General features: G+C 53.1%; 10 protein-coding genes. 8 read left to right on the top strand and 2 right to left on the bottom strand.

Features of this window, described 5'->3' with window-relative positions; genetic code table 11:
* The first annotated feature begins 145 nt into the window (after positions 1-145).
* Genes KK062_RS14340 through KK062_RS14320 form a run of 5 tightly spaced genes read left to right on the top strand, consistent with a single transcriptional unit; the run spans position 146 to position 6,657 of the window.
* The gene (locus KK062_RS14340; protein WP_254085000.1) at positions 146-1,312 is read left to right on the top strand and encodes an SIS domain-containing protein; all 1,167 of its coding nucleotides are present in this window, start codon (positions 146-148) and stop codon (positions 1,310-1,312) included.
* Between the two features lie 6 nt (positions 1,313-1,318).
* Positions 1,319-2,266: a carbohydrate kinase family protein gene (locus KK062_RS14335; RefSeq protein ID WP_254084999.1), complete on the top strand. Its 948-nt coding sequence runs from the start codon at positions 1,319-1,321 to the stop codon at positions 2,264-2,266.
* Positions 2,267-2,268: 2 nt separating this feature from the next.
* Entirely contained in the window at positions 2,269-3,090 is an 822-nt protein-coding gene (locus KK062_RS14330; protein ID WP_254084998.1) for a class II fructose-bisphosphate aldolase, read from the top strand.
* A gap of 32 nt (positions 3,091-3,122) precedes the next feature.
* Entirely contained in the window at positions 3,123-5,168 is a 2,046-nt protein-coding gene (locus KK062_RS14325; RefSeq protein ID WP_254084997.1) for a glycoside hydrolase family 36 protein, read from the top strand.
* A 22-nt stretch (positions 5,169-5,190) separates the two neighbouring features.
* On the top strand, positions 5,191-6,657 hold the full coding sequence (locus KK062_RS14320) for a hypothetical protein (RefSeq protein ID WP_254084996.1): 1,467 nt from the start codon (positions 5,191-5,193) through the stop codon (positions 6,655-6,657).
* Between the two features lie 56 nt (positions 6,658-6,713).
* Here the strand turns inward: KK062_RS14320 and KK062_RS14315 are convergent, their stop codons facing one another.
* Both KK062_RS14315 and KK062_RS14310 read right to left on the bottom strand, forming a co-directional pair.
* Positions 6,714-8,093 carry a hypothetical protein gene (locus tag KK062_RS14315; protein ID WP_254084995.1) on the bottom strand — a complete coding sequence of 460 codons (1,380 nt, stop codon included), beginning with the start codon at positions 8,091-8,093 and terminating at the stop codon, positions 6,714-6,716.
* Positions 8,094-8,126: 33 nt separating this feature from the next.
* Entirely contained in the window at positions 8,127-8,729 is a 603-nt protein-coding gene (locus KK062_RS14310; protein WP_254084994.1) for a YceI family protein, read from the bottom strand.
* 174 nt (positions 8,730-8,903) lie between these two features.
* Here KK062_RS14310 and KK062_RS14305 point away from each other — a divergent pair, with 174 nt between their 5' ends.
* The 3 genes from KK062_RS14305 (at position 8,904) to KK062_RS14295 (ending at position 12,643) form a co-directional block, all read left to right on the top strand.
* On the top strand, positions 8,904-9,533 hold the full coding sequence (locus KK062_RS14305; RefSeq protein WP_254084993.1) for an ABC transporter ATP-binding protein: 630 nt from the start codon (positions 8,904-8,906) through the stop codon (positions 9,531-9,533).
* Positions 9,530-10,654 carry a hypothetical protein gene (locus KK062_RS14300; RefSeq protein WP_254084992.1) on the top strand — a complete coding sequence of 375 codons (1,125 nt, stop codon included), beginning with the start codon at positions 9,530-9,532 and terminating at the stop codon, positions 10,652-10,654. The genes KK062_RS14305 and KK062_RS14300 overlap by 4 nt, the downstream gene beginning before the upstream one ends.
* Before the next feature lie 273 nt (positions 10,655-10,927).
* Positions 10,928-12,643: a porin family protein gene (locus KK062_RS14295; RefSeq protein WP_254084991.1), complete on the top strand. Its 1,716-nt coding sequence runs from the start codon at positions 10,928-10,930 to the stop codon at positions 12,641-12,643.
* The last annotated feature ends 22 nt before the right edge of the window (positions 12,644-12,665 follow it).

The following is a 12,665-nucleotide window of genomic DNA, read 5'->3' as shown; positions in this document are numbered from 1 at the left end:
GCCGGTCTACCGGAAAGCCTCGGAATTAATCTGCTTCTGTGAATTGTAACAAAAAGAAAGACTATTGTAAATTAAAATAACGAAACGAAAGAATATTAATTTAACTTCTTCTACCTTTGACCTCGAACACTTTTAAATAAAAGCTATGAAATACTTGGATTTCCCCGTTGACGAATTGACCCGCCTGGGGGCTATTCACACGGCCAGGGAAATTTCCCAACAGCCTGTCCTCTGGCTAAAGATCTGGGAAGAGGCGAACGCCCGTCGGCCGGAGATTGAAAAGTTTTTTCAGGCAACCAAGGCCGTTCGCCGTATCATTCTGACTGGTGCGGGCACAAGTGCCTTTATCGGTCTGTCGCTTCGCGGGGCATTTCAGCGCGGCCGGGGAATTTTAACGGAGGCGATCTCGACAACCGACCTCGTGTCGCATCCCCAGGACTATCTGCTGCCGGAGGTGCCTACGTTGCTGGTATCTTTTGCCAGGTCGGGCAATAGTCCGGAGAGTGCCGCCGCCGTGCGGTTGGCGGACGAGATCTGTCGGCAATGTTTTCATTTGGTGATCACCTGTAATCCGGAAGGATTACTGGCGATGTCCCCATCCCCCAATCCGAAATATGTATATACGTTGCCGGCGGAGGCAAACGATCAGAGCCTGGCGATGACCAGTAGCTACTCCGGTATGTTGCTGGCGGGTAAGCTGCTGGCGACTATAGAGACCGTGGCGGAACAGCAGGCTACGGTGGTGACACTGGTGCGTTATGCCGAGAAGGTAATCACAAAAGATATACCCGAGTTGAAAGCGATCGCGGCGCTGGACTTTCAGCGGGCGGTGTTCCTGGGCGGTGGACCGCTGTACGGCACGGCGACCGAAGGGCACCTGAAGCTACAAGAGCTGACCGACGGTCAGGTGATTTGTAAAAACGATTCATACCTGGGCTTTCGGCATGGACCGAAGGCGGTGATCGATTCGCAAACGCTGGTGGTCTATACATTCTCCAACAACCCGCACGCGCAGCAATATGAAAAAGACCTGGTGGTCGCGATGAAGAAGGGCACGCCTCCGCTCGTCGAGATCGGCATTGCCGAAACAGCACCGGAAGGTATAACACTCGATCACCTGATCGCCTTGTCGAACGGGGCGGCGAGTGTCGGTGAAGAGTTCCTGACGGTAGCGGCCATCGTGCCGGCACAGTTGCTGGGGTTCTTTAAGTCACTGCAACTGGGCTTGAAGCCCGATGCGCCGTCGGCCACAGGCGCGATTACGCGCGTGGTGGAAGGTGTACAAATCTATGCGTTGAACGGAACCCGCTAACGTATCATGAGCAAACCTTTTGATGTGCTGGTTGTCGGAGAGCTGAATGTTGATTTGATCCTCAACCAGATCGATAAATTTCCCGAGGTCGGCAAAGAAGTACTGGCCGATAACATGACCCTGACGATGGGCAGCAGCTCGGCGATCTTCGCCAGCAACCTGAGCACGGTGGGCTCGCGTGTGGCGTTCCTCGGGCGGTTGGGCCATGACAACTTTGGCGACCTTATACTATCAAGCTTGCAGGCACGTGGTGTTGACACCACGCATATACTACGGGCGACGACACATAACACGGGTGCTACCATCGTCCTCAACTTCAGTGAAGATCGTGCCATGGTGACCTACCCCGGCGCCATGAATCACCTCACGCTGCCAGACATCACGGCCGATGCATTACAAAAGGCACGCCACCTGCATCTCAGCTCGATGTTTCTGCAAGCAGGGCTTAGGAAAGATCTTGTTACACTGTTTAAAAATGCGAAAGATGCAGGCCTGACTACATCCCTGGATCCGCAGTGGGACCCCGCCGAGCAGTGGAATGTGAACCTGCAACAGCTGTTGCCCCATGTCGATGTGTTTATGCCGAACATCAACGAGCTGAAAGCCTTTACACGCCAGGATGATCTCACGGCGGCGCTGAATGTTATCAAACCCTTTGCCCGCAACGTGGTGGTGAAGCATGGTAGTGAAGGCGCCTACCTATGGAACGGTAAGGAATTACTACACCAACCGGCGTTCTTAAATAAAGATGTAGTCGATAGCATTGGGGCAGGTGACAGCTTTGACTCGGGCTTTATACACAAGTTTATTTCAGGTGCCAGCGACCAGGCCTGTCTTGAGTTTGGTGCGCTGACCGGTGCGATCAATACCACGCGGCCCGGCGGCACGGGCGCTTTTGAAAGTCTGGCGTTGGTAAAGACCATTGCCGCAACAACATTCAACTATTCATTCTAACCATGACCTTACAGGAAAAACTCAGCACCTATAGCCGCGAAGGAAAAGCTTTGCTGGCCACCAACTTTTACAACTTCGAAACCTTGTCGGGTGTATTGCAGGCGGCCAGGGCGCAGAACAAATCGATCATCCTTCAGCTGTCGGAAAGCTCGCTGCAATACCTGGGTATAAACCTGGCGGCGACGATGGCGCGTGAAGCGCTGAAGGCTTACGGCGTGGAGGGTTGGCTGCACCTGGATCATGGCAGCGCGCGCGACGTTGTGCACCAGTGTCTGGACGCCGGGTTTGATTCGGTGATGATCGATGCGAGCGAAAAGTCGTTTGATGAGAACGTAAAGATCAGCCGTGAAGTGGTGAAGCTGGCAGCTTCGTATAATGCCAACGTAGAGGCTGAGCTGGGCTATGTTGCCAAATTGGGACAAATACAGCAGCCCAGCCAATATACTCAGCCCGACGAAGCCCGACGGTTTGTGGAGGAGACGGGGGTCAGCGCGCTCGCGATCGCCATCGGTTCTGCGCACGGTTTTTACAAAGAGACGCCGAAGCTACAACTGGACTTGTTACTGTCGATCCACCAGGCCACACCCGCGGCACTCGTGCTGCACGGCAGCTCGGGCATTCCGGACGATCAGCTCAGGCAAGCGGTGAAGAATGGGATCACAAAAGTGAACCTGGCCACCGAAACCAAGAATATGTTTATGAGAACCTTGCAATCAACGTTGCGTGACAACGACGAGATTGATTTGCGCAAGGTATTTCCCGTGGCGACAGCGTCGGTCAGGAAATTGATCGAAGAAAAGCTGGAGGTCGTGTCGCCGCGATAAGGCACAGTCTTAACCTAAACCTTTTACTGCTTATGTCCTGCCGTACTGTTGCAGCCTTTCTTGTATGCCTGGTCGTGGTCGCCTGCCGTGAGACGCCGTTGTCGTGGCAGCATGGCAACCTGCAGGTATCGGTGGATGACAACCTGCACGTAGCAGTACAATCCGCGGACGCGCAGTCCAAACCCCTTACGACCGGAACAGCCGCTACAGAGTATCTTGTTACGGCGACGGACACGCTGCGGGACTTTCGCATCGATAAAAAAGAATCAGTAGCTTTTTCCGATAAGATTGGCGCCGGTACCCGGTGGGTTATTCAAGGTGTAGCCGATACAACAGGTCACACGATCAGAAAGATTGTTACGCTCAGGGTATACAGTGATTTTCCCGATCTGATGTTGCTACAAGCCGCGTACGTAAACGAAGCGGATAAGCCCGTGTCGATCCGGCAGTGGGTTAATCATCATTATACACTTTTACCGGTTCAAGATACCGTCGTGGGCTGGTCCTTCCAGGGCGAGTCTACCGGTGAGCGGCGCGACTGGGTGTTGCCATTGAAGCCGGGCTTCTACCAACGGAACTATATGGGCATGAACAACTCCGATTATGGTGGCGGCATTCCCATAACGGATGTATGGCATGCCGATCAGGGCCTGGCCGTGGGGCATGTGGAGCTTGCGCCGCGGCTGGTAGCGTTACCGGTGTCAGTCGATGCGGCCGGTAAGACGACTGTAGAAATATCCAAGACCTATGACCAACCCTACTCCCTGGCGCCGGGTGATACATTGCACACAGACGAAACATTCGTGCTCATACACCACGGCGATTATTACACCGCGCTGAAACAATACGGTGCTTTGTTGCAGGCGCGTGGCCTGACATTCCCCGAGCCGGAGGAAGGCGCTTTTGAAGCTTCGTGGTGTGCGTGGGGCTATATGCGCGAAGTGACGCTCGACGAAATTCGTGGCACGTTTCCGAAAGTAAAATCATTGGGTATAAAGTGGGTGACCATCGACGATGGCTTCCAGCAAGCTGAAGGAGACTGGCATGTAAATACCAACAAGTTTCCCGGGGGCGATGCGCAGATGAAAGCGCTAGTGGACGAGATCCACGCGCAAGGCATGAAGGCCATGTTGTGGTGGGCGCCGCTGGCCGCCGATAGCAGCAGTAAGTTAATGCAAGCACAACCGGACCTGCGCCTGATCAACGCCGAAGGGAAACCACAGCAGATCACCTGGTGGGATGCCTGGTATCTGTCGCCGGGATATACCGGTACATTAAAACACACAAAGGAGACTGTCGACCTGTTTATGCGACAGTGGGGCTTTGACGGCTTGAAGATGGACGGCCAGCACATGAATGCGGTGCCGCCGGATTACAATACGCACCTCGGTGGCACCGAACCCGAGCAAGCCGTGCGCGACCTGCCTCAGTTCTTCCACACCATTTGGAAAGAAGCAAAGCAGATCAATCCGCATGCGCTCATCCAAAACTGTCCGTGTGGCACGTGCATGTCGGTTTTTAATATGCCCTATATGAATCAGGCAGTGGCGTCTGACCCACTGAACAGCTGGCAAGTGCGGTTGAAGGGACGAGCGTATAAAGCGTTGATTGGCAAGACCGCCTACTTTGGCGACCATGTGGAGCTTAGTGATGGCCGCAAGGACTTTGCATCATCGTTTGGCATTGGCGCCGTGCTAGGGACCAAGTTTACCTGGCCCAAAGAGAACCCGGCGGTAACAGAAGATAACCTGTTGACGCCGGAGAAAGAGCAACTTTGGAAAAAATGGTTTATGTTGTATCACCGTAAGATGCTCTCGAAAGAACCCTATCGCGGTGAGCTCTATACGTTGGGCTATGACCTGCCGGAAACACACGTGGTGCAGAAGGGCGATACGTTGCACTACGCCTTTTATAGCGACCAATGGAATGGCGCCGTGGAGCTGCGCGGCCTGGAAGATAAAATATATACTGTGCGCGACTATGTAAACAACGTTACGCTGGGCGAGGTGTCGCGTGCAAGTCCGAAGCTCGCGGTGACGTTTACCCAACACCTGCTGCTGGAAGCGTACCCGCGGTAGTGAATCTGAGAATAGTAGGTCTATGACAGAGAAGATAATATTTCCGCGTGCGTTTGCTTTTGCCGTTGATGATCTCGGCTGGGTCGACGGTGCCGATCTTTCTGAAAAGGCGGTACCCGGTCCGTATCGCACCGGTGTAAAGCGCCGCTTTGAGTTGAGTGACTACCAATACATGATCGATGTCGGCAAGGCAGTGGGTGCGCGGATTCAGTGTTTGTTTATTCTGAGTGAGATGGACCGGACCAACCTGCTGGCTCGTTTCCCCACGACCACCCACCTGCGTGAGAAGTGGGACAATAGCCACCGCGTGTCGGCGGAGCAAGAAATCATCATGCAGTTTGTGCGCGATCAGTCCGCGTATATGGAGTTCGGCCTGCACGGTACAGGGCATGAATACTGGGCGCCGGGCCAACCGCAGAAGCGTGCCGAGTGGTACAACCTGGCCGACAAGGAACCGTGGCCGGAGGCATCGCTGCGCGAGCACATCCAATGTTTTAAAGACATCATGGCACAGTATGGTTTCAGTCCGGAGAACGGACATTCCTTCCCCGAGAGCTTTGTGCCCTGTGCTTATAGTTACTTTTGGAATCCCACCGGCAGCTATAGCCTCGGCAAGCTGTTGAGCGAAGCCGGTGTAAAATATGCCAACACCGACTTCAGCGAGATCCCCGAGTTGAGCCCGCCTACGGAACCGAACGGTGGAGGCTTTGATTTCAACACACACGTCATCAATCGCATCAACTACGGTAACGTATGGTATTCGTTGGCAACGCTGCCCAAAGTACCACTGGCAGCGCAAAAGACCGACATCATCGAAAGCCATTGGCCCAACTGGCTGGCACAGGACGACCCGCTCCAGCCGGCGGTAACCGCGCAATGGATTGAATACTACAAGTCAGCGCAGCGACTTCCGGACCGGTACATTGCCAAGAACACGGAACAGTTGCACGCGCAATGGCTCTACAACAAACACACCGTGGTCACCGAGCATACGCCCGGCGTTGTAACAATCGACAATACGGCAATGCCCGAGAAGGCTTATGCGTTTAAAGGATTAGGCAATCTTGTGTTAAAGATCAAGCTCGCGCCCGGACAGCATATTTCTTCCGTGGATCTGGATGGCGCGCCGCTGGCGGTGGCCTTCGAAGACGAGGGTTATGGATTTTTATATCTGCCACCGCTCGAGCGCCAGGTGTATACGCTGCGGTACGCTGTAGGCAATCAAGCGACGCCCGTACATGTATACAACGACGGCACGTTCAATGTATACTGGGTGGAACTATCGGGTCAGGGGCTTTCGGCAAATCTGCGGGTGTATGGCGAGCAGGAAATAAAGATCAGGTGTCCAAAGCCTTTGACGGTACAGTCTCTGGAGCACGCGCTGGCCGTAGTGCAATATCAATACAACGAGGCGTCAGGCTATCTGCACGTGACCGTGAAGGCTGCCGACATGCAGGGAAGTACCGGTGACATCCTGGTGCGCTGGTAATAAAAAAGGATGTGGGAAAGTCAACTCCCACACCCAGAACCCAAACCTGAACTGCGTTAGAAGGCGATGGTGCCCTGAAACACAAATCCATCGAACTTACCGCCCTGTAATATATCCCCTGCGGGATAGTCATTAAATTTCTGTGTTACATATTCACCTTTCAGTAAGATGTTGCGGGTGATAAACCAGCCACCACCGAAGGCCGTCCGTTCTTGCGATACGTCCAGGCGTGCGCCCTGGGAGATACCGCCGGCGGTTGCAGCAGTAGTGCTGGTGCGGAATGCCTGTGTACCGCTCACTTTATTATAGCGGGCACCGACATAGAACCGGTCAGCTTTGCCGAAGCGATAAAGTAAGTCTACCGCGAGCTGGTCAAACTTACGTTTCTCCAGCTTGTTGAACTTCGTGGCGTCGTTGGCTGCGGGGGTATATTGCACCTCGCCATTTTCTACCGCCGTGTTGCCTTCGGCAAATTCTACCGTGCCGAATAATTCGAGTCCGCGGAATTGTACGAAGGGGTTGATCACGAATGTGGTGACATCATCGGAGAAATTCGGGTTAATGCGTCCAGAGAAAGCGTTGGCTGTTACGGTAGCACTGGCAGGTTCCATCACGAACTGGTAGTTGGAGCCGGTACGGTCTCCGCGGAACAAGGTGCCGTTGACAGACGACGACTTGCGCAGGAGCGAACCGGTCAGGCGTACGCGGGTTCTTTCCGCCAGCACTTTATCGTAACCGACTTTACCATATACCGACGGGCTTCGTTTGTCAGGGGCCGTCACGCTGCCCTGGATCTCACCGTTGGTCATACCGCCCATCAGCAAGAAGCCATTCTTTTGCCAGTATAGCTCGGCGCCGATCTCGGTGGTGTAGGCATCGAGGATGTTGTTCTCGATAAAAGGGTTCCAGAAGGCGTTACCACCGTCGCTGCGGCGGAAGTGTGCATCGCCATAGTTGATTTCCATGTGGCCAATCTTCAGGGTGAGATTTTTCCAGAGGCTGTTCAGCAGCGCACTGTTGAGGAACGACACTTTGTCGATCTGGAAGTAGCCCGCCTTTACCCACATTTCGTTGTGGTGGTGAGACGACATATAGGAGATGAGGTTTACGCGTACACCGTCGGCCAGTTGGAAGTCGAGGTTGAGGTTGGCATGTGCCAGCGGGAAACCATTGCCTAAGTCGTAGAGCGGTACACCGCTGTCGTTGCTGTGACTGAGGGTTTGAAAGCTTTGCGTGAAGTTACCGCCTACGCGCAGCTTAAGGTCGTTGAAAGGTATGGTGTCGTTCTTGGAAGTTTCAAAGACGCCGATACCACGCTGGTCATACTGGCGGAAGTATTGAATAGGTGCCTGTGCTGCTACGATCTGTGCCAGGAATGTAAGGAGTAGAAAGCCGGGGAATATTCGCAGAAGGGTGATGCGGCTGACAGTCTTCATAAGAAGTTTGTTTAAGTGGATAGTGAGAGATGATTAGCGGGCTGCGGATGCGGCCTGTGTGAGCACGAGGCTCACCACAACCGTTACTTCGTCGCCTACCTTGATAGTACCCATCATTGCGGTGGGTGGTTTCATATTAAACTCGGTCATTTTAAGCTTGCGGGTGATGGAGATCTCCATGTCGCCGTTGGGTAATGACTTGCCTGTGGCCTCGACCGTGATGGGTTTGGTCGTGCCTGCCATAGTAAGGTTGCCCGACACTTTAATGGTTGTATTCTTCGCGGCGTCGGTCGTGATCTGCGCGCGCGATGCGGTATAGGTTATATAAGGATGCTCTTCGGACTTAAAGGCTTCATAGGTTTTGTTATCCATCATCCTTCCCTCCGAGCTTTTAATCCCCGCGATGGGAATCTTGACGCTGATGTCCGCGATATTCTTTAGCAGCGTGTTGTCCGACTGAAAATCGCCGAGGCAGGTTATTTGCGTGATCTGTGACTCCCAGGCGTGTAACGTCGACGAGCCTTGAATGGAAGCCTTCACCGACTTGACCGTAAGTGTACTTTGTGCGTGCAGGGGATGATACAGGAAGATCGCCAGCAATACCACGAGGGTGGCATTCAGATGTTTTGAGTTCATAGCGTTGTCCTTTAATGTGATGCTAAAGTAGGGTGCGCCCGGTGCACAAGCGCTGACGTAGGTCTGCTGGTAAGGTGATCTTTGACCGGGTGTGACCTGACGTAAGTCAGGTGTGCTGTAATTCCTGACGAAAGCGGGCGACTTATGCCAGCAGACAAGTAAAAAGCAACGGCTATGGTACAGTTTGACCACTTTGCCAAACAATACGGCACCACTACGATCTTACAGATCGATGCGCTTACATTACCTACGGGTATTTACTGGGTGAAGGGCGCGAACGGCTCCGGTAAGAGCACGTTGTTGCGTTCGATGGCAGGTGTGCTGCATTTTCACGGCGATATTACCTGGAATAATCTTCGCCTGAAGAAAGACACCGTGCCGTACCGACGCGTGGTAAATTTTGCAGAAGCAGAACCGCTGTTCCCGGAGTTCCTAACGGGCATGGAAATGATTGACCTTTTTCGCACGGCAAAGGGCGGAGCATTGCGCCAGGAGGAATACTATATAGAGAGTATGCAGATGCAGGCGTATATACATCAACCGATCGGTACATACTCCAGCGGCATGCTGAAAAAACTTTCACTGGTGCTGGCATTTTTGGGCACACCACAGCTCATTTTGCTGGACGAGCCCGCCATCACTCTGGATGTGCAAGCCCTGGACGTCCTGAATCATTGGATTGACGAGCAGCACACCCGGCAAGGCATAACATTTCTACTCTCTTCGCATCAGCCTTTGGCGGTGGAGGGACTATCGTCGCAATACTTGCAGGTAGAACGTTGCACGGTAACCGTCACTGCGTGATGCGATCGATAGCCCACGTATTGATACGCGTCTTTGCGTACCGTTTCTATAAAGCCAATGTCGGACTATTCCTATTTCTTTTTGTGACAGTCGTGGTCTCCTTCTTTTTTATGAACGTGCTGAACGAAACCCATCTCGCACCCGCAGACCGGATAAAATACAATCTCATTTTTGCCATCTCATTTATGTCGTCAACGCATATAGGCATCGTGGTGTTTGCGGGATGGGCGATCTATTCAGTCCGCAGTTGGAGCTTTGTTTTAAAACAAACACAACTACCGGAGCAACAATTTCTGAAATATAGCATTACAGCTGCTTCGAAGCTGCGGCAGTTTGCCAACTGGTGTTTGGTGCAAGGTGTAATCTCGCTCCCCGTGTTTGTATATGCACTGTTCTGTTGGGTTGTTGGGCTTATTTATCATTATTATCTGATTCCGGTTTTACTCGCGGCCTATGGGGCATTGCTGATTTTGGTAAGCGGGGCGTTGTATGTGTGGTATACAAATCGCCTGGGCAGCGATGCCGCGCGTTGGTGGATGACAACACTAACCCGACGGTGGAAGAAGCCATTGTTTAGTTTGTATTTGTACGAGCTCGTCTATCGGCAGAAACTTACGCTGGCCATGACGAAGCTGTTTTCCTGGTTGATTCTGACGGGTGGTATGCTGCTGTTCGGCACTCTAACGACAGATGCGCGCAAGGGCGGAGTGATTATGTTATTGCTGGCGTTGGGCCACCTGGTGGTTTTGTACCAATGGCAGCAGTTTGAGAACACGTACCTCCGTTTTCTCCCGAACCTGCCGTGGCCGCGGTGGAAGCGTTATGTACACGCGCTGTTGGCCTATCTGTTTTTGATTTTGCCTGAAATAGTTTGGCTATCGACTCAAGGCGGTGGGGTGATCGCCGGTGGGTTATTGATGTTGAACATCGCGATGGCTATGCTGCTCCGCAGCTATTTATATTGGCGTCCCCTGTCGATGGCAAAATTTGTAACGATGGCATTTTACAGCTTTATAGTTATGTTTTTGGTGATTCTGGCCGGCGGCATCTGGTGTATGATGCTGGCAGTGTCGGCACTGTCGGCCGCATTATTTTACCGGCGGTACTACTCATACGAGTAAGAAGGAGCCGGTGCATGGTGCGCTTCCGGACTTTTCGGTCTGCCGCGCCCGGCGTGCGTTATGTATGTTTTGTGAGCAAGAACCAATGTAGCTAGTTCCGCGTGTCCGTTGTATGGTATTTTATGTCGTTAAAAGGCGATCACCCCGGGCGCACACCGGATAATTCCGGTATGTAATAAGGGTGTGCAAATGACACGGTATGATTGCATAACTCCGGTATATCTTCACATCGGATTTAACCCTAGTTGGAATTTGATCTAACCTTTACCCAAGTTGTTACGAAAGCTTACCCTTATTGTCGGTGTATGTTGCTCCGCCGTATGTGCCCAGGCCCAGAACCTGGAGGCCATCGGTAAGGAGAAGGCGCTGACCGTTTCCGGCGGAGTATCCCTCAGCCAGATTGTGTACGCCGTCGATGGCATCGAGTCGCGACGGGACCCCTACTCGTATTACGCGTCGGGAAATATCAACTTCTCCCTGTACGGATGGAATGTGCCGCTCAGCTTTTCGGTTTCCAACCAGAACACATCGTTTCAGCAGCCCTTTAATCAATATAGCCTGCACCCGACATACAAGTCTATTACGGGGCATTTTGGCTATAACAGCATGTCCTTTTCACCCTATACCGTGAACGGACACATCTTTTTGGGCGCCGGTGTAGATGTGGCCCCGCAACAGGGAAAATTTAAGTTCAGTGGACTGTACGGCCGTTTTCTAAAAGCTGTCGAGCCCGACACGCTGGCCGAAAACCCGGTAACGCCGGCGTTTCAGCGTATGGGCTATGGCATGAAGGCTACCTATGGCGACGGGAAAGACTTTGTCGATATCATCATGTTCCATGCCGAGGACGACATACACTCCATCCGGTATGTGCCGGAAGACGAGGGCATCCTGCCGGAAGAAAACCTGGTCATGAGCATCGGCGGCGGAAAAGCCATTGCCGAGCATCTGCTGCTGCGTGCTGAGCTGTCGGCCAGTGCGTTGAGCCGTGACACGCGAACGGAGAAGACCTCGCAGAGCCACCCGTTGGCCAAAACGGGTTTTTTGTATACGCCCCGGCTGTCGTCTTCCTATTATAAGGCTTTCAAGACCTCGCTGAATTACCAGGACGACGGTTACTCCGTCGGTGTGGCGTATGAGCGAATCGACCCGCAGTACCGCACGCTCGGTTCCTATTACTTTAACAACGACCTGGAAAACATTACCGCCAATGGTACCGTGGCCATGGCAAGCGGGCGTGTAAACGTGGCGGTCAACGCCGGTACACAACGCGACAACCTGGACGGCTCGAAAGTGAGCACCATGCGCCGGTTTGTCGGCTCTGCCAACGTGGGCTATGCGCCATCGCAAAAAGTCAATCTTACTGCGTCCTATTCGAACTTCCAGACCTACACGAACATCCGCTCGAAGTTCGTGGATATCAATCAGCTTACGCCGTATGACAACCTGGATACGCTGAACTACATGCAGGTATCACAAAACGCCACCCTTAGCAGCATGTATACCTTTGGCGCCAATCCCAACAAGCGGCAATCGGTCAACGTGAACCTGACATTCCAGGACGCGGCCGACAAGCAGGGAGATGTAGAGCAGAATACCGGCAGTCAGTTCTACAATGTAAACGCCGCCTATGCGCTGTCGATCGTGCCGAAGAACGTGATGCTTTCAGCGGCCTTTAATGCCACCATTACGGAGGGCATGGGTGCCAGTACCAAAACGCTGGGTCCGACCCTGGCGGTCAGCAAATCCTTTTTTGAAAAGAAGTTACGGGCGACGCTATCGTCGTCCTACAATGAAACATACGCCAACAGCAGCCGGATCAATACGATCATTAACGTACGCGTCGGCGGTGGCCTGACGGTACAGAAAAAGCACAACATCAACCTGAGCATGGTGGGAGTAAACCGCAGCTCGCAACAGGAAGGTGCTGCGCAGGACTTTACAGAGTTTACCGGCACACTGGGGTATGGGTATAGTTTCGGGCGATGACAGGGCCTAAGCAGGGCCAGCC

It is taken from the genome of Dawidia cretensis (genome assembly GCF_018598175.1).
Classification (GTDB): Bacteria; Bacteroidota; Bacteroidia; order Cytophagales; family Cyclobacteriaceae; genus Ohtaekwangia; species Ohtaekwangia cretensis.
The sequence above is the reverse complement of the archived record's forward strand: the minus strand, read 5'-3'. Positions and strand labels throughout refer to the sequence as shown.

Excerpts from the sequence above, each read along its gene's own strand:
- KK062_RS14340 (WP_254085000.1), top strand. The coding sequence starts at position 146 with ATGAAATACTTGGATTTCCCCGTTGACGAATTGACCCGCCTGGGGGCT.
- KK062_RS14335 (WP_254084999.1), top strand. The coding sequence starts at position 1,319 with ATGAGCAAACCTTTTGATGTGCTGGTTGTCGGAGAGCTGAATGTTGAT.
- KK062_RS14330 (WP_254084998.1), top strand. The coding sequence starts at position 2,269 with ATGACCTTACAGGAAAAACTCAGCACCTATAGCCGCGAAGGAAAAGCT.
- KK062_RS14325 (WP_254084997.1), top strand. The coding sequence starts at position 3,123 with ATGTCCTGCCGTACTGTTGCAGCCTTTCTTGTATGCCTGGTCGTGGTC.
- KK062_RS14320 (WP_254084996.1), top strand. The coding sequence starts at position 5,191 with ATGACAGAGAAGATAATATTTCCGCGTGCGTTTGCTTTTGCCGTTGAT.
- KK062_RS14315 (WP_254084995.1), bottom strand. The coding sequence starts at position 8,093 with ATGAAGACTGTCAGCCGCATCACCCTTCTGCGAATATTCCCCGGCTTT.
- KK062_RS14310 (WP_254084994.1), bottom strand. The coding sequence starts at position 8,729 with ATGAACTCAAAACATCTGAATGCCACCCTCGTGGTATTGCTGGCGATC.
- KK062_RS14305 (WP_254084993.1), top strand. The coding sequence starts at position 8,904 with ATGGTACAGTTTGACCACTTTGCCAAACAATACGGCACCACTACGATC.